The 16,863-nt window shown below is 55.4% G+C and carries 11 protein-coding genes and 1 pseudogene; 5 read left to right on the top strand and 7 right to left on the bottom strand.

Features of this window, described 5'->3' with window-relative positions:
* The first annotated feature begins 447 nt into the window (after nt 1-447).
* Together VRC33_RS10600 and VRC33_RS10595 are read left to right on the top strand one after the other, a co-directional pair.
* A pseudogene (locus VRC33_RS10600) lies at nt 448-1,834 on the top strand (diaminobutyrate--2-oxoglutarate transaminase).
* 14 nt (nt 1,835-1,848) lie between these two features.
* Nucleotides 1,849-3,318, top strand: coding sequence for an aspartate aminotransferase family protein (locus VRC33_RS10595; protein WP_338563615.1), 1,470 nt, complete (start codon nt 1,849-1,851; stop codon nt 3,316-3,318).
* Between the two features lie 220 nt (nt 3,319-3,538).
* Here the strand turns inward: VRC33_RS10595 and VRC33_RS10590 are convergent, their stop codons facing one another.
* The 4 genes from VRC33_RS10590 to VRC33_RS10575 form a co-directional block, all read right to left on the bottom strand.
* Nucleotides 3,539-4,225, bottom strand: a complete 687-nt coding sequence (locus tag VRC33_RS10590) for a DUF2931 family protein (RefSeq protein WP_338563613.1) — start codon at nt 4,223-4,225, stop codon at nt 3,539-3,541.
* Nucleotides 4,226-4,235: 10 nt separating this feature from the next.
* Complete coding sequence (locus VRC33_RS10585) at nt 4,236-5,534, bottom strand: DUF2235 domain-containing protein (RefSeq protein ID WP_338563611.1); 1,299 nt, start codon at nt 5,532-5,534, stop codon at nt 4,236-4,238.
* A complete protein-coding gene (locus VRC33_RS10580; protein WP_338563609.1) occupies nt 5,535-5,924 on the bottom strand; it encodes a hypothetical protein in 390 nt (129 codons plus the stop codon). It lies immediately after the preceding gene.
* A gap of 100 nt (nt 5,925-6,024) precedes the next feature.
* Nucleotides 6,025-9,144, bottom strand: coding sequence for an efflux RND transporter permease subunit (locus VRC33_RS10575; protein WP_338563607.1), 3,120 nt, complete (start codon nt 9,142-9,144; stop codon nt 6,025-6,027).
* A gap of 281 nt (nt 9,145-9,425) precedes the next feature.
* Here VRC33_RS10575 and VRC33_RS10570 point away from each other — a divergent pair, with 281 nt between their 5' ends.
* On the top strand, nt 9,426-11,375 hold the full coding sequence (locus VRC33_RS10570; protein ID WP_338576996.1) for a TonB-dependent receptor: 1,950 nt from the start codon (nt 9,426-9,428) through the stop codon (nt 11,373-11,375).
* On the opposite strand, the gene VRC33_RS10565 is transcribed toward VRC33_RS10570, so the two are convergent.
* Both VRC33_RS10565 and VRC33_RS10560 read right to left on the bottom strand, forming a co-directional pair.
* Nucleotides 11,359-12,744, bottom strand: a complete 1,386-nt coding sequence (locus VRC33_RS10565) for a HAMP domain-containing sensor histidine kinase (RefSeq protein WP_338563602.1) — start codon at nt 12,742-12,744, stop codon at nt 11,359-11,361. The genes VRC33_RS10570 and VRC33_RS10565 overlap by 17 nt on opposite strands.
* Nucleotides 12,744-13,475: a response regulator transcription factor gene (locus VRC33_RS10560; RefSeq protein ID WP_338563600.1), complete on the bottom strand. Its 732-nt coding sequence runs from the start codon at nt 13,473-13,475 to the stop codon at nt 12,744-12,746. Before VRC33_RS10560 ends, VRC33_RS10565 begins: the two co-directional genes overlap by 1 nt.
* Before the next feature lie 338 nt (nt 13,476-13,813).
* On the opposite strand from VRC33_RS10560, the gene VRC33_RS10555 reads away from it, so the two are divergent.
* Nucleotides 13,814-14,767, top strand: a complete 954-nt coding sequence (locus VRC33_RS10555) for a hypothetical protein (protein ID WP_338563599.1) — start codon at nt 13,814-13,816, stop codon at nt 14,765-14,767.
* 170 nt (nt 14,768-14,937) lie between these two features.
* Here VRC33_RS10555 and VRC33_RS10550 read toward each other — a convergent pair whose 3' ends face one another.
* Nucleotides 14,938-15,963, bottom strand: coding sequence for an LLM class flavin-dependent oxidoreductase (locus tag VRC33_RS10550; RefSeq protein ID WP_338563598.1), 1,026 nt, complete (start codon nt 15,961-15,963; stop codon nt 14,938-14,940).
* A 415-nt stretch (nt 15,964-16,378) separates the two neighbouring features.
* Here VRC33_RS10550 and VRC33_RS10545 point away from each other — a divergent pair, with 415 nt between their 5' ends.
* The gene (locus VRC33_RS10545; RefSeq protein WP_338563595.1) at nt 16,379-16,732 is read left to right on the top strand and encodes a hypothetical protein; all 354 of its coding nucleotides are present in this window, start codon (nt 16,379-16,381) and stop codon (nt 16,730-16,732) included.
* The last annotated feature ends 131 nt before the right edge of the window (nt 16,733-16,863 follow it).

Here is a 16,863-nt window from a genome sequence, read left to right as displayed (position 1 = left end):
CAGGTTACTATCTTAATAAACAGTTTTTAAACAAAACCTATACAAGAAAGCGAATGTTTGTTAATGAAATTCAACAGGAATGTTACTGAACAAAAAGGCGTGGGCGAATTAGCGGGATATTTGCCGGCTCGTTTTAAAAACTTATGCAGGCATTTTAAATAAGCGCTGAAGGTTTTAATGCAGCCTGCTTTCACGGCGGAAAGGGACTAAAAAGTGCTAAATATCAGTAGGCCACGGCCAATCCCACCCTTTAGTCAGGACATGATTGATTAATTACTCAACAACCCTATGATTCCTATAGAAAAAATGTTAGCAAAACTTAACAAAATTAATCATTGAGCTCGGGCGTGAAAAGTCCTATATTGGGCGCGCTTTTATACAGAGTTGCTACTTTTTTAACCACATTTTCAACCTGGGCGTAACAGACCCCCAGGTTGTAGGAGAGATATGATGACGGATAAAGTCCGTATTGACACTTCAGTTGCGAATTCTTCACATGCCAACAATGAAACCTATTTAGCCAGACAGGCTGAATTTGAATCGAATGTCAGAAGTTATCCCCGTAAGTTACCCTTTGCTATCGCTAAAGCGAATGGCGTATGGATTACCGACGTTGAGAACAATAGTTATCTCGACTGCCTTGCCGGTGCGGGAACGCTGGCTTTAGGACATAACCATCCGGATGTCCTGGAAAGTATTCAAAGTGTCATTACCAGCGGCTTGCCGTTACATACTCTCGATCTGACCACGCCATTGAAAGATGCGTTCTCAGAATACCTGCTCTCTTTATTGCCTGGTCAGGGCAAAGAGTACTGCCTTCAGTTCACCGGCCCTTCCGGCGCCGATGCGGTTGAAGCAGCCCTGAAACTGGCTAAAAAGCACACCGGCCGTACCAGCGTAATCAGCTTCTCCGGCGGCTATCACGGTATGACGCATGGCGCGCTGGCAGTAACAGGTAACCTCTCTCCTAAAGAAGCCGTTAACGGCATGATGCCGGAAGTGCAGTTTATGCCTTACCCGCATCTCTACCGCTGCCCGATGGGCATTGGCGGTGAAGCCGGCGTAAAAGCGCACAGCTACTACTTCGAAAACCTGATCAACGACGTTGAAAGCGGCGTTCGTAAACCTGCTGCGGTGATCCTGGAAGCCGTTCAGGGTGAAGGCGGCGTCAACCCGGCGCTCGGCCGAGTGGCTGCAACGCATCCGTAAAGTGACTCAGGAACACGGCATTCTGCTGATCCTTGACGAAGTTCAGGCTGGCTTTGCCCGTTCAGGCAAATTCTTCGCCTTCGAGCACGCCGGTATCGAGCCAGACATCATCGTGATGTCTAAAGCTGTAGGCGGCGGTCTGCCACTGGCTGTTCTGGGTATCAAAAAGCAGTTCGATGCCTGGGAGCCAGGTCACCACACCGGTACTTTCCGTGGCAACCAGCTGGCGATGGCGACCGGCCTGACCACGCTGAAGCACCTGAAAGAGAACAATATTGCCGATAAAGTGGCCGAAAAAGGCGCATGGCTGACCAGCCAGCTGGTCGCCATGCAGAAACGCTTCCCGGTTATTGGTAACGTGCGCGGCCCGGGTCTGATGATCGGTATTGAGATTGTTAAGCCAGAGCTGCCGCAGGATCACATGGGTTGTCACCCGGCTGACGGTCAGCTTTCTGCTCTGCTGCAGAAAAAATGCTTTGAGTCTGGTCTGATCCTGGAGCGCGGTGGTCGCAACGGTTGCGTTCTGCGCCTGTTGCCTTCCCTGCTGATCACTCAGGAAGAGATGGCTGTGTTCCTGGATAAATTTGAAAACGCCCTGCTTGCTGCTGGCGTGAAACCTGTCTGAACGGAGTGTCATTGATGTCCAGGGAAAACCCTATTCTGTCTGCTTCTGCGCAAAGCACGGAAGCCTATAAGCAGGCCATTGAGCAGAGTAGCCAGGCCGTGGTGCAGTGGCTGCAACAACCCGAGATGTATCAGGGCAAATCTGTTGCGGAGCTGCGCGAACGTATCACGCTGGATTTCAATCCTCAGGGCCTGGGTAACCAGGCCGCTATTGAGCGTGCCATTGAGTATTTCCTCAAAGACAGCCTGTCGGTGCATCACCCGCAGTGCGTGGCTCATCTGCACTGCCCAAGCCTGGTGATCAGCCAGGCGGCTGAGGTGTTGATCAACGCCACCAACCAGAGCATGGACTCCTGGGATCAAAGCCCTTCTGCCACCATCATTGAGATGAAGCTGATTGAATGGCTGCGTGCTCAGGTAGGCTTCCAGGCTGGCGATGCAGGCGTGTTCACCAGCGGCGGCACTCAGAGCAATCTGATGGGCCTGATGCTGGCGCGTGACGCCTTCTTTGCCCGTCAGGGACACTCGATCCAGCAGGATGGCCTGATCGGCAATCTGCGGAAGATTAAAGTGTTCTGTTCTGAGCACGCTCACTTCTCCGTGCAGAAGAACATGGCGTTGCTGGGTCTGGGCTATCAGTCGGTGACTCTGGTGAAAACCGATGAGTTTGCGCGGATGGATCTCAACGATCTCACTGAGAAACTGGCGGCGGCGAAAGCCAACGGCGAACAGGTTCTGGCGATTGTTGCCACAGCGGGAACAACCGATGCCGGTGCTATCGATCCGCTGCGGGCTATTGCCGGGCTGGCTGCAGCCCAGGATATCTGGGTGCATGTGGATGCAGCCTGGGGCGGCGCGCTGCTGATGTCTGAGAAATATCGTCATTATCTGGACGGTATTGAGCTGGTGGATTCCATCACCCTGGACTTCCACAAGCAGTTCTTCCAGACCATCAGCTGTGGCGCGTTCCTGCTGAAAGAAACCCGTCACTACGAGCTGATGCGTTATCAGGCGGCCTACCTGAACTCCGAGTTTGATGAAGCTCAGGGCGTGCCGAATCTGGTGTCCAAATCGCTGCAAACCACCCGCCGTTTCGATGCGTTAAAATTGTGGATGGGCCTGGAAGCACTGGGCCAGAAGCAGTACGCAGAGATCATCGATCACGGCGTTACTCTGGCGCAGGAAGTGGCAGAATATGTGACTTCACGGCCTTCGCTGGAGCTGGTGATGAAGCCGCAGCTGGCGAGCGTGCTGTTCCGTTTCCGTGCGGAAAACGCGGCGATGGATAATGCGGCTGTGGCTTTGCTTAACCAACGTATTGGTGATGCGCTGCTGGATTCCGGCAAGGCGAACGTGGGCGTGACTGAATCAGATGGCATCACCTGTCTGAAAGTGACCCTGCTGAACCCAACCGTGACTCTGGAGGATATCAAAGTCCTGCTGTCACTGGTTGAAAGCACCGGTCAGAGCCTGCTTCAGGCTTAAGCCACCTGCCCTGCAAACTGAACAGAAAAGCCGGTAACTTTGTTACCGGCTTTTTTTATTACCCGAAGCCAGCCCAATTCCACCGCATATGGTCTGCATGTATGATGCCCCTGCATATTGATATGACCGTGCTTGAGCGGTGGTTTGTTTACAGAGCCGGAGATGGCGCCCGAAAAAAAGATTTCAAGAAGACCCTTTTAATTTTGATGATCGTTATGCCTTACCACTCACCGTAAGGATAGGTTTTGCCCTTGATGAACCCGGATGTTTTTCCATAATAAACATATCCGTTAGGGTGCTTCGTTACCCCCTTACAAATCAGCATATCATTCCCCGTCATGGTGGACAGCCTGACAGGGCGCTGGAGGGCTACTGGATTACGGTTGTCCTTCAGCCATATTCTGACTTTCCCTCCAGGGGCCAGACCAATAATCATTTTGTTTCGGTAATACGTTTTTCCCGGACGCCAGGTATCAGGATAGGCAGCAAGCATCTGCTGCCAGGTATCCCGGCTGAACCAGATCTCCGTCTCATACGCTTTCTTGTCGATAACTGAGTCCCAGCACACCGTCATCCTGACCGGCAGCGCCTTACCGATATTAAAGTTGGCGGGAAAACCACCCACGCGCTCGCTCCATGCTCCCACGCTGCCCTGGCTGGGTTCGGTTGGATCAAGTCGCCGAAAGATACTCTCCCGGATATCCCCGTCTTCCAGATATACCTGCGTCACCAGTGCAGGCAGGTTAACGGGATAGAAAAAATTGAATTCCCAGTGATCATAAGGCAGCTTCTGGCCCCACTGCTTCACATCGTCCCCTAACAGCGTCTTCACGCCTGCCCGGCGGTCATGGCAGCCGGCAAGCAGCATTACCCCCAGCGCGGCCACCATCAGCTGTAATCGCCTCATCCCTGCCTCCTCAGAAAAAACCGTCCAGTGCGTCCGCGTTCGCACGCGCCCGGTCTTCCCACTGCTGCTGGTCGTCCATCCGCCATACCGTCCGCCCCCATCCCCTGCCCGGTGCCATAGGCCACACGAAAGAGCGCTCATTCGTCGGCTCAGAGTGATTTCGCAGAAAAACCTCCCCCGTTGACGGACTCACCCACAGACTCAGGTCGGAGTCGATATTCCAGTTCGCCGAACAGTGCAGGTAACGACCAATGATGTGCATTTCGTCGGCGGTAAAACTTAGCGGCTCACCTCCTCGTCGTACGGCACGGCCCTGTGCTATCGCTTTATCGCACAGGGGAAGCAGTTCCGCAGGGAGGGATGTGTCTGGGTTTTGCGGATCGATATCCCCGAACATAACACCAGCGTCCTGCGCCGCATCCAGCATCACCCGCATGCACACCTTTTCCCAGTCGTTCGGCACCGCTTTCCGCGTCATGAACACCGCCGCCCCGGCCTTTTTCTCAAAAAGAAACGCGCGCGCCTTGTCCCGGTTGACCAGCGGCCACGAAATCATTTTCGTCACCACCTCACCGTGCGGCATCAGGTACCTCAACACCGGAAGCGAATACAGCACCTGGCGCATCTTCTCCGCCTGACGGTACACTGCCGTCTGCGTCTCGTCCGCGCTGTCGCGTATCACCTCAAAATCCGGCATCGTCAGCAGCGAAATCTCATCCTCCACCGCGTTGTAGCCCCCGCCGATGTCCGAGTGTACGCCCGGCAGCGCAAGCTCCGGCCACATTCCTCTGATGCTGTTCAGGCTGAAGTTATACCGGCACTCGTGCATCGCGCTTATCTGAAACACCTTCTGCGCAACGGAGGGCCGCAGCTCCAGGTTTACGCCGGGATTACTACGCCCGTTGAGGTCGTAGAAGTTCAGCAGGCTGCCGATAGCGGCTACCGTGTCAAACAGCCCCAGAAACCGTACCTCTCCGGCGGCCTTTCCGTGGTGTCCCGCCATGCCCAGCCCTTTGTTTATCGCCGCCGCTATCGCGCCGTCCTGGTTCATCACCCGGTTGGCAAAGTGGCGGGCCGCCGCCGCCCCGCGGCTGAACCCGAACACGTCAAACTGCACCTTCGCGATCGCCACCTCTGTGCGATTAACGTCGATGAAGTCCTTAAGCGTCTTGCTGATTTTATCCAGAGCCTCATCGGTCTTCGTCACCACCCCCTCAAACTGCCTGATGAGGCTGCTGCCCAGCGCCATCCCCAGCACCGAGTCGCTTTCCCCGTCCGCCGTTCCGATGCCGCACACGTAGGCTTTCACCTATGCCTCTTTCTCGCTGTTTTTGAGTTCATTATGCTGCTGGTAAAGATCGAATAGTCGGGAAATATTGGTGGGACCGCCCTGCCAGCTTGAATTACCCAGCCCCTTTTCAAACCGTTTCTCAAATTCCGCGCACGCTTTTGCCCGCGCCTCATCCACCAGGTCGGCACAGTGGGCATACGCCAGCCGCAGGTCATTTGAGTTAGCACGGTTGTTACCCGTACCGTCAAAGAACACGCCAACCGTCAACGTAACGCCCCTGACCGGCACCTTCCGGCACTGAACGACTTTTTCGGTGCACTGAACGCTGGTCCGGTGAGTGTTTTCACCAATAATGTCATACCGGTAATAGCCGGTATCGCCCGGTGTTGCTTGATCGTCTGTGGTCATAAAATCCCTTTTTTATCGCTCAGTACCAGATCATCCCTGGTTGGAAGCAAGCCTGATGATGCAGCCTGTACGTTCGCGTACAGGCTGCATCTTTGCACTGCTACTTTTTAGTTTGTTGCTTTGAGGAGTGATGCCGCGTTAAGTAGCGCTTCACCAGAACAAAGAACAGCGGGACGAAGAACAAAGCCAGCACCGTTCCGGCCAGCGTGCCGCCAATAATACCAGTGCCGATGGCAATACGGCTGTTAGCACCCGCACCGGTTGCTACAGCAAGCGGAACCACGCCTGCAATAAACGCCAGTGAGGTCATCATGATCGGACGCAGACGCGTTCGGGCCGCCTGAAGCGCCGCAGCACTCAGTGAACGTCCCTGCTTCACCGCATCCTCCGCAAATTCAATAATCAGAATCGCGTTCTTTGAGGTCAGCCCCACGGTAGTGAGCAAAGCCACCTGGAAATAGATGTCGTTGCTCAGCCCACGCAGCGCTATCGCCAGCACCGTTCCCAGCACGCCCAGCGGAACGGCCAGCAGCACGGAGAACGGTACGGACCAGCTCTCATACAGCGCGGCCAGGCAGAGGAACACGACCAGTACCGAAATAGCGTAAAGCGCGGTTGACTGACCGCCAGCCTGCTTCTCCTGCAACGAAAGCCCGCTCCATGCGCCTGTGGTGCCAGCAGGTAAGGCATTTGCCAGCTGTTCCATCGTCGTCATGGCGTCACCGGAGCTGTAACCTTCGGCATTCTGACCCTGAATTTCATAGGATGCAGAGCCGTTATACCGGTTAAGACTTTCCGGCCCCATCGTCCAGCGCGTCGTTGCAAAAGCAGAGAACGGCGTCATGCCCCCTTCGCTGTTGCGAACAAACCATTTGTCGAGGTCGGCTGGTGCAGAGCGGTATTCGCTGTCACCCTGAACATAAACACGCTTCACGCGGCCACGGTCGATAAAGTCATTGATATAGGCCCCGCCCCAGGCGCTGGTCAGCGTGTCGGTCACGTCATCCAGCTGCAGCCCCAGCGCAACCGCTTTATTGGTGTCGATATCAATCTGAAGCTGTGGCGTCTGCGGCAGGATATTGGCCCGCACGCCAGAGAGTACCGGACTCTGCGAAGCCTGCTGCAACAGCCGATCGCGCAGGCTCTCCAGTTCGCCTCTCGTGGTGCCGCCGCTGGCCAGCAGTTCATAGGTAAAGCCATTGTTCTGGCCCAGACCTGGCACAGAAGGCGGCGTCAGCGCGAAGATCTGCGCATCCCGGATGCCTGAAAGTGCAACCGTAGCGCGGGCGGCTATCGCTTCGGCTGAGTTTTCTCTCCCTGCTCGCTGGTCCCAGTTTTTAAGCTTGATAAAAGCCATGCCAGCATTCTGAGCAGCCCCGCTGAAGTTAAAGCCGTTGATGGTGAACACGACGTCGATATTCTCTTTCTCTTCCGTGAGGAACCAGTCAACAATCTGCTTATTTACTGCCTCGGTTCTGCTGGCGGTAGCGCCCGCCGGAAGCGTTGCCTGAAGCATGATGCTGCCCTGATCCTCTGTCGGCAAAAAGCTGCCCGGCAGGCGGGTAAACATCACAAACAGCATCAGCCCCAAAGCGGCATAAATTGAGACCATAATCAGCGGGCGGCGCAGCGTGCTGAGCACCTTATGGCGATACTTACGCTCTGTCGCCTCATAAAAGCGGTTAAACCCGCCGAAAAACCCTGTCCGGTGCGGCTTAACGGGCTTCAATAACATGCCGCAAAGCGCGGGCGTTAACGTCAGCGCCACCAGCACGGAAAAGGCCATAGCGGCAATGATCGTGACGGAAAACTGCCGGTAAATTACCCCGGTGGAACCCGCAAAGAACGCCATCGGCAGAAACACCGCTGAAAGTACCAGCGCGATAGCCACCAGCGCGCCGGAAATCTCTTTCATCGACTTTTCTGTGGCCTCCCTGGCGGGCAACCCCTCGTCATGCATGATGCGCTCGACGTTTTCCACCACCACAATCGCATCATCCACCAGCAAGCCGATCGCCAGTACCATCGCAAACAGGGTCAATGTATTGATGGTATAGCCGCACAGTGCCAGTACGCCAAAGGTTCCCAGTAACACTACGGGAACCGCCAGTGCCGGGATCAGCGTCGCCCGAAGATTCTGCAGGAACAGATACATCACCACCACCACCAGCGCGATCGCTTCAATCAGGGTAATGACCACATCTTCTACGGAAATTTTTATAAAGTCGGTGCTGTCGAGCGCATAGGCAATTTCATAGCCGGCTGGCATGGAGTGCCTGTACTCTTCGACCTTCTGTTTTACCAGCGTCGCTGCATCCAGTGCATTCGCCCCCGGAGCCAGCATCACGCCGATACCTGCGGCAGGATGACCGTTGAGGCGCGTGGTCATATCATAGGATTCACCGCCCAGCTCAACCCTTGCCACATCGCCCACCCGGACGATCGCGCCGCTCTTATCGCTTTTGATAATGATGTTACGGAACTCATCCGGCGTTTGCAGGCGTGACTGCGCGCGGACGGTGGCAGTAAGCTGCTGATTTTCTGGCGAAGGAAGCCCGCCGATTTTCCCGGCTGAAACCTGAATATTCTGAGAGCGGATCGCCGTGGTCACATCGGAAGGCTGTAGCGCGTAGGCATTGAGTTTAAACGGATCAAGCCAGATACGCATGGCGTACTGCCCGCCAAACACCTGGATATCGCCCACCCCTTCGATCCTGGCGAGCGGCTCCTGCATATTACTGACCAGCCAGTCCCCGATGTCGGTGCTGTTGCTTTTACCGCTGGTGTCGTACAGCCCCATAACCAGTAAAAAGTTTGACTGCGATTTGGTGACCGTCACACCAAGCTGCTGAACTTCACTGGGCAACCGGGTAAGCGCCTGCTGAACTTTGTTTTGCACCTGCACCTGAGCCGTATCCGGATCGGTGCCCTGGCTGAAGGTCACCGTTACCGTCACATTGCCCTGTGAGCTGCTGCTGGAAGTGAAATAGAGCAGATTATCCAGGCCGGTAAGCTGTTGCTCAATGACCTGGGTAACGCTGTTTTCCAGCGTCTCTGCTGATGCGCCGGTATAAGAGGCGCTGATACTGACCGACGGCGGCGCCACGTCAGGGTATTGTTCAACGGGTAACAAGGTGATGGAAAGCGCGCCAAGCAGCATAACCAAAATGGCAATGACCCAGGCAAAGACCGGGCGATAAATAAAAAAGTGAGAAAACATCAGGTGCCTGTTCCTTTTATCGGGCGGGTACAAATTCTGCATTCCTGCAGGTTAATTCATGCGTTCCAAAAACACCGGGGAGGGGAAATTTATAGCGCAGCGACAACCCGGTGCTAAATTTTCGCCAAAATGGCTGGCCTCAATTCTGCCACTAAATCTGCTTTTCTGTACTAAATACCTTTCATGTATGCCGGTATCCAGCCTGAAAACCTGTCTCACTTTGTCCAATATTTACTGATGCGGATGAGTATTATTCGCGTTTTTAAACACGGACGACCGACATGACCGCTTCCCCCCTTAAGCTTCGTACCCTGGCTGAACTGATCGGCCTTGCCCTGCTCTTTCCCGCTGTCGCCCTGGCCGAAGAGCCGGAACCTCAACAGGAGACAATGGTGGTGACCGCCACCGGTTATGAGCAGCGTATTGAGGATGCTCCCGCTTCCGTTACCGTCATCCCCGGTGAAGAGCTGCGTAAAAGATCTGTGCAAAACCTCGGTGACGCGCTGCGCGATGTGGAAGGTGTGGTGGTGAACGGTGCGGCTAATGAAAATGATATCTCTGTTCGCGGCATGCCCGGCGATTACACTCTTCTGCTGGTGGATGGCAAGCGTCAGGGCGGTCGTGACTCCCGCGTCAATGGCAATGCCGGTTACGAACAGAGCTTCGTTCCTCCCGCTGCGGCCATTGAGCGCATTGAGGTGATTCGTGGCCCGATGTCTTCGCTGTACGGTTCGGATGCCATCGGCGGTGTCATTAACATCATCACCCGCAAAGTCTCAAAATCCTGGGGCGGAACGCTCTCCTGGGACTACTCCGCACGCCAGCATCGCGATCAGGGTAACGCCAGTAACTCTCAGTTTTTCCTGAACGGGCCGCTGGTTGACGATCTGCTCGGGCTCCAGCTCTGGGGCCGCTATCTTAATCGCCAGGGCGATGAGAATGTGCAGGAGACCAACGGCTTTACTCAGGCCGATCATAAAGACATCACCGCCCGCCTGGCCTTTACGCCGGATGCGCAACAGGACTATCTGCTGGAAGCAGGTGCCAGCCGCCTGAAAAATGGTGACGGGTTGAGCGCCAACTGGGCAACGCGTGAACAGAAAAATAACCGCGATCACTGGTCACTGTCACACGAAGGGCGCTGGGACTGGGCGACCTCCAGCCTGGCTTTTTCTCAGGAAAAAACCAGCCGTGAAGGGCTGGCAAGCGCCAGCCAGACCGATGTGCTGGGCCGTAAACCCACCATCAAAAACAGCGTGTTTGATGCCAAACTGGTGATCCCTACCCTCTATAACATCACGACGGTGGGCGCACAGTGGCAGGAAAATGAGCTTAAAGACTGGAATCAGGGGGACGGCACCCGCGAAGATCATCGCTACAGCGTGGTGCAGAGAGCGCTGTTTATGGAAGATGAGTGGCGGCTGGCGGAATCTTTTACCCTGACTGGCGGCCTGCGGCTGGATAACCACGAGCAATACGGTAATCACTACAGTCCACGGCTTTACGGCACCTGGTATGTCACGGATGAGTGGACGGTAAAAGGCGGCGTGGCACGAGGGTTTAAAGCGCCGGAAATCCGGGCGGTTATTGATGGCTATGCCGTGCTGCGTCGTAATACCTGGGCCATGCTCGGGAATCCGGATCTTAAACCTGAAACCAGCACCAATTATGAACTTTCCGCCATGTGGTCAAACCGGGATGACCTCTCAGCCAGCGCCACGGTCTTTTACAATGACTTCAAAGACAAACTCTCAACGCTGACCACCACCGACCGCTGGAACGGCTATCTGGTGATGGAAAGGATCAACATCGACGAAGCCGTGATCAAAGGGGCTGAACTGACCGGTAGCTGGCAGATCGCGCCGGCACTCTCGCTGAAAGGCAATTACACCTTTATCGACTCGGAACAGAGAAGCGGCACCAATTCCGGCGCGCCACTGGCGCTGACGCCAAAACATAAGGCGAGCGTTAAATCGGAGTGGGAGGTCACCGGCGATACGCAGTTGTGGGCTTCAGCAAATTATTACGGCAAAGAATATGGCACCACCGTCAGTGAAGAACCGGCCCCGGATTACATTACGGCGGATATTGGGGTCTCCCACAAGTTGACCCGCACCGTCACGTTAAACGGCGCGGTCTATAACCTGGGCGACAAACGTCTGGATGATGAAACCTATGGCACGGTGAACTACGGGCGAACCTTCTGGGGCGGTATCAGCATTGATTTCTGATGCCATCCGGCAGTAACACCACGGCACAAAGACCGGCGGGCGGGCGATTTTCCAGCGTCAGCTCGCCCCCGTGGGCATGAATGCAGGCGCGGGCAATGGATAAGCCCAGGCCAAGGCCGCCTCCGGAAGTGACGGATTGATTCAGCCGTTGTTCGCCGAAGCGGACGAAAGGTTCGAACGCCTGAAGAAGATTTTCGGCAGCGATACCCGGCCCGTGATCCAGAACCTCAATGCAAATTCCCTCTGGCAGGCTGGTCAGCACCAGAGTGGCGTCGCCCGCATAGGCCAGCGCATTATCAATCAGATTTCCCAGCGCCCTTTTCAGGGCCAGTGGACGGCAAATAATCTCTGTCTGTTCCGGCCCCTGCCAGCTTACCGCTTTGCCCTGTAACCGGTATCTTCGAACCATCTCCGCTAACATCAGGCTTAGCGAACAGCGCTGTGAACACTCCTGGCTGCTTTCGCCCCGGATAAAGTTCAGCGTTTCACTGACCATCGCACGGAGATCGTTCAGGCTTTCCAGCATATCCTCACGCGTCTGCCCGGCTTCCAGCAGCTCCACCTGAAGTCTTAACTCGGTGAGAGGGGTATTGAGATCGTGGCTCATTGCGGCCAGCATTCCGGTACGGCTTTCAATGTGCCGCGCCAGCCTGATCTGCATCAGATTAAAAGAACGGGTCAGATCGCGGGCTTCACTGGGCCCGGTAAGCGGCAGCGGGGTTGTCCACTCGCCGCGGCTTAACCGGTCAGTGGCGACCGCCAGCGTTCTGATTGGCCGGACTACCCGGAAGATAAAGAAGATGCTGATCAGGATCAGCGGCACGCTGGCTACCGGAAGCGACCACGAAAGCAGGCGGCCCCACTCATAGGCCTGGATCACCGGCTGAACCCCATTGAGAAAGCGACCGTCGGGCAGCTTCACGCTGCTGCGCAGACGCAGAGGAGACCAGCGTGAGGCGCTGAACACTGAGCTGCGGGCCAGACCGCCATCGGTGCGCTCCAGTTGCATGGTGACCAGGGTTGCAGAGGACAAGGCAAGCTGGCGCATGAGTTCCTCTCTTAACTGGCGCTCTTCGCTTCGCAGGGCAAAAGCCGGGACTTCAGGATCCTTTGCCAGCCAGAACCGCGCTCCATCCTCACGTTGTTCAGTGAGTCCGGGCAACTCATCCGCAGAAGAGAGCTGTCGTGCCATCTGATACGCCACGCTCAGCCGCTCCACGGCCAGCGATCTTGAAAGGGGATGCAGTAAACTGCCGGTCAGTTGCGTGCCGGTCACGGCTATCAGATTAGCCAGCAGTAACGCCACCAGCAGCAGCAACACCAGTTGTGCGACCATCTGACGTGGCCAGAATTTTTTCACCAGATCCATTATGCAACCTTAACCTCTGAGACCAGCGAATAGCCTTCTCCCCAGACGGTGATAAGCAGCATCTTATCCGGCAGCAATTGCAGCAGTTTGGTCCTCAGGCGGCTCACCTGCCGGTCAATGGCACGGTCAAAGACCTCATTACCCGGCGTAATACATTTGTCGATCAGGATTTCTCTGCTGAGCACGGTGTGAGGATGGTCAAGAAAGGCCGTCAGGAATTTGCCTTCCATCGTGCTGAGCAGCCTCTCTTCCCCTGTGTGGTGGGTCAGCCTGCGCGAGGCGGGGTCAAAGCTGAGGCCGGAGAAAGCGTAGTTGCGCACCGGTAAGGCAGAAGGCGCTGCAAGGGTGTTTTGCCCCGCTCTGCGTAATACGCTCTGAATACGGGCTAACAATTCCCGCGGCTCAAAGGGCTTGACCACATAGTCATCGGCACCGTAGTCCAGTCCGGCAATCCGGTCGGCAACCGTGTCCCTGGCCGTCAGCAATATCACAGGTGTTTTACTGCGGCGTTGAATTTGTTGGCAGAGCACCATGCCATCGCCATCTGGCAACATCACGTCCAGCACGATCAAATCAAAAGGCCTTGCGCGCAACATCAGCCACAGTGTTTCGGCGTTTTCAGCCGTCAGCACGGTGTAGCCCTGGCGACGCAGCCAGACAGCCAGCGGTTCACGAATTTTGCGGTGGTCATCAACCACCAGAAGATGAACAGGAGCAACCCTCTCCTTCATACCGGTATTACTCCCTGAAAACTTACGGAAAACAGACTATTTTTTTCATTTTACCGACGGCTAATTTACCTTATTTGAGAATGAGATTCATCTGCCTTCAGGACTGTTGGGGCCTGGGCAGTAGCGATCCCTATGTTGGGCGTTGGCAAAGCCTGAATTCGGAACCAGCAGAAGGTATAACCAAGGGCGCTGGAAAACATAACTGCTGGATAATCAGGCGCTGCAGGGCAAGAGCACATCCTGATAATTTTTGAGAACAACCCTAACGTTTAACTGCTGTTTATCCCGGGTCAGTAACGGTAAAATGGTCCCTTCAAAGCATTGCAGGATAGCGAGGTATGATGTCTTATCGTTTCACCCTGGCCGCGGTAACGGCCGCCATTACGCTCACCGGCTGCGCAAAACAGCAGACCTCGAGCGATCAGCCTGAAAACTATTTTCAGGGTCCATCGCAAATAACGGTATCACATGTGGTTACCCGTGCTGATGATGGGTCCGATATCTTTCTGACTATTGATGGTAATGACGCGGGCCCGCTGATTGCCGGTCAGTCTAATCAGATCAGCGTGCCTGCGGGAAAACATAAGGTGGGGGGCTATGCTGCCACCATGCTTGGCCTGGGTCGGGTGACTATTGAGCCGGTAGAGATCACCACTAAACCCGGTGAACTGACGCAGGTAGCCTATTCGGTGACCAAGACCAAGCCGGTATTTGTGAATGAAGGGGTCACTAAGCTCCCTGTTAAGCCAAAACCGGCACCGGAACCTGTTCAACCGGAAGCCCCGGCAGAAGCCAGTCAAAATGCGGCAACCGTTCAGGCGACACCGGGCGACAGCATAAGCGTGGCATCAGCTAATACTCCGCAGAGCACGTCCGTGACAACGTCACCTGCTGCTGCAACGACTGACAGCACTCAGGCTGCCTCGGGCGAAGTCATTCAGCGGGGAACCACGGCATCCGGAACCACGCAGCCGGCCACTACGACCACTGAGACTACCCAGAGCACCACCCAGCCGACTACGACTGAAACTACCCAGAGCACCACCCAGCCAACTACGACTGACACAACTCAGAGCACCACTCAGCCAACTACGACTGACACAACTCAGAGCACCACTCAGCCAACTACGACTGACACGACTCAGAGCACCACTCAGCCGACTACGACTGACACGACTCAGAGCACCACTCAGCCGACTACGACTGAAACTACTCAGAGCACCACCCAGTCGACGACGACTGAGACGACTCAGAGTTCAGCTACAGACAGCACCTCTACCGACGCCCAGTAGTCGGAAAGCGAGAATCCTCCTTTGCGGTGTCGGGAATCAGTCACTCCCGGCACCGGCTATTCGCCATGACAGGCAGCCATCCCCTGCCCTGAAAGGTGCCTTTCCTGCAAATTTTGCTTCATCTGCGCCAGCGCCAGGCTGGCGCATTATCACCGCAGCAGCAAACAGCTTTAGTCGCGCCAGCCCAGTGCTGGCGCAACATGTTTCAGGATACTTTCCATTACATGCGCACAGTAGTCGACGCCAAGCTGGTTCGGGATGGTCAACAGCAGCGTATCTGCTTCAGCAATCGCTTCGTCTTTGGCTAACTGCGCAATCAGCGCTTCTGGTTCAGCGGCATAGCTGCGGCCAAAGATAGCCCGGGTCTTCTCATCCAGATAGCCGATCTGATCGCCACCTTCACGGCTCGAACCAAAATAAGCGCGATCTGTTGCGTTCATCAAAGCAAAAATGCTGCGGCTGACCGAAACGCGCGGTGTACGTGTGTGCCCTGCTTCCTGCCAGGCTGCACGGTAAGCACGGATCTGCTTAGCCTGCTGAATATGGAAAGGCTCGCCGGTTTCATCATCTTTCAGCGTCGAACTTTGCAGATTCATCCCCAGTTTTGCAGCCCAGACAGCCGTTGCATCGGAGCCGGAACCCCACCAGATGCGATCGCGAAGCCCGGCAGAAAAAGGTTCCGGCCTCAGCAGGCCGGGAGGGTTAGGAAACATTGGCTGCGGGTTCGGTTTGGCAAAACCTTCGCCCTTCAGCACCTCCAGCAATCTCTCGGTATGACGACGCCCCATATCCGCATCGCTTTCCCCTGCCTGCGGTTCATAGCCAAAGTAGCGCCAGCCTTCCACCACCTGTTCCGGTGACCCCCGGCTGATCCCCAGTTGCAGCCTGCCGCCACTGATCAGATCGGCAACGCCCGCATCCTCCGCCATATAGAGCGGGTTCTCATAGCGCATGTCGATCACGCCGGTGCCAATTTCAATGCGGCTGGTTTTTGCGCCTACGGCGGCCAGCAGAGGAAACGGCGCGCTGAGCTGGCGGGCGAAGTGATGCACGCGGAAATAGGCGCCATCTGCGCCCAGTTCTTCGGCTGCAACGGCAAGATCGATGGATTGCAACAGCGCATCAGCCGCAGACTGCGTGGCCGACTGCGGTGAAGGCGTCCAGTGACCAAATGAGAGAAATCCAATATTTTTCATCCCGGTACCTTAATGATTGAGAGAGATCGAATCGACCCGGTAAGCATGAAACGAAATCAGGCTGGGCTGCAACTAATTACTGTTTCACGATTTTATAAAGCCTTGGCTGTAAAGCTGGCGGCTGTGCTTCAGGGCACTCTGCCCCCCCTGTGCCTGAAAGCGTTTCCACAGAAGAATCTGATTACCGTATTAAAGACCGAAATTAACTGGACTAAAGCTGAGGTTAAATTACAATCAGCAAAAAACAGAGCCTGTGGCAGACGCAAACGTTTACGCAGCGCATCTGTGCTCTCTTCGTCTTAGTTATCCAGTTGCCGGATTGTGCCGGTTTTATCAGGGAATTGCGCCAGTGCCTGGTTTTGCAGAGGAGTCTGCCCATTGCACTTCTGATAAAATGCTCTTTTCCCGGTGAAATATGGATAAAAATAACTTTTTCACTCGACTGGCGAGGTGGCCGCGGATCGTCTTCACTGACGTACAGATCCTGGCTATTCCGGCTGATAACTCACGCCTTTCCCCTCATGAGCTCTACGTTCGTGACCGATCCGAACCGCCCGCGCGGCTTTTTATCTGTCACCTGGCTAAAGAGGCTGATTTGATGAGGGTTGAACGCACCTACCAGCTCTGGCTGGAGGAATATACCCGGCCACAACCCGCAGTAGCGGAAAGAGCTGACAGCTCGCTGTATCCTCCCCAGCCAGCTCACCTTCTTCTCTCCCCTAAAAGAGCGCTGCCGGACCCCGTACAGGCGGTCTTCTTCAGCCGTTAATCTCCGCATCGGCGGGAAAAATTGTAAATATTATCTATACTTATCACTTGTTTCGGATTTGCGCTCTGCTGAAGCCTGAAGGCCGTTGCCATTGCAACGGCCTTTACAGCCGGCGTATGACTTTCCCTGAT

It is taken from the genome of Erwinia sp. E_sp_B01_1 (assembly GCF_036865545.1).
Classification (GTDB): domain Bacteria; phylum Pseudomonadota; class Gammaproteobacteria; order Enterobacterales; family Enterobacteriaceae; genus Erwinia.
Note: the sequence above shows the minus strand (reverse complement) of the source record. Positions and strands in the feature narration are given on the sequence as shown.

Excerpts from the sequence above, each read along its gene's own strand:
- VRC33_RS10575 (WP_338563607.1), bottom strand. The coding sequence starts at position 9,144 with ATGTTTTCTCACTTTTTTATTTATCGCCCGGTCTTTGCCTGGGTCATT.
- VRC33_RS10545 (WP_338563595.1), top strand. The coding sequence starts at position 16,379 with ATGGATAAAAATAACTTTTTCACTCGACTGGCGAGGTGGCCGCGGATC.
- VRC33_RS10550 (WP_338563598.1), bottom strand. The coding sequence starts at position 15,963 with ATGAAAAATATTGGATTTCTCTCATTTGGTCACTGGACGCCTTCACCG.
- VRC33_RS10580 (WP_338563609.1), bottom strand. The coding sequence starts at position 5,924 with ATGACCACAGACGATCAAGCAACACCGGGCGATACCGGCTATTACCGG.
- VRC33_RS10555 (WP_338563599.1), top strand. The coding sequence starts at position 13,814 with ATGATGTCTTATCGTTTCACCCTGGCCGCGGTAACGGCCGCCATTACG.
- VRC33_RS10590 (WP_338563613.1), bottom strand. The coding sequence starts at position 4,225 with ATGAGGCGATTACAGCTGATGGTGGCCGCGCTGGGGGTAATGCTGCTT.
- VRC33_RS10565 (WP_338563602.1), bottom strand. The coding sequence starts at position 12,744 with ATGGATCTGGTGAAAAAATTCTGGCCACGTCAGATGGTCGCACAACTG.
- VRC33_RS10595 (WP_338563615.1), top strand. The coding sequence starts at position 1,849 with ATGTCCAGGGAAAACCCTATTCTGTCTGCTTCTGCGCAAAGCACGGAA.
- VRC33_RS10560 (WP_338563600.1), bottom strand. The coding sequence starts at position 13,475 with ATGAAGGAGAGGGTTGCTCCTGTTCATCTTCTGGTGGTTGATGACCAC.
- VRC33_RS10570 (WP_338576996.1), top strand. The coding sequence starts at position 9,426 with ATGACCGCTTCCCCCCTTAAGCTTCGTACCCTGGCTGAACTGATCGGC.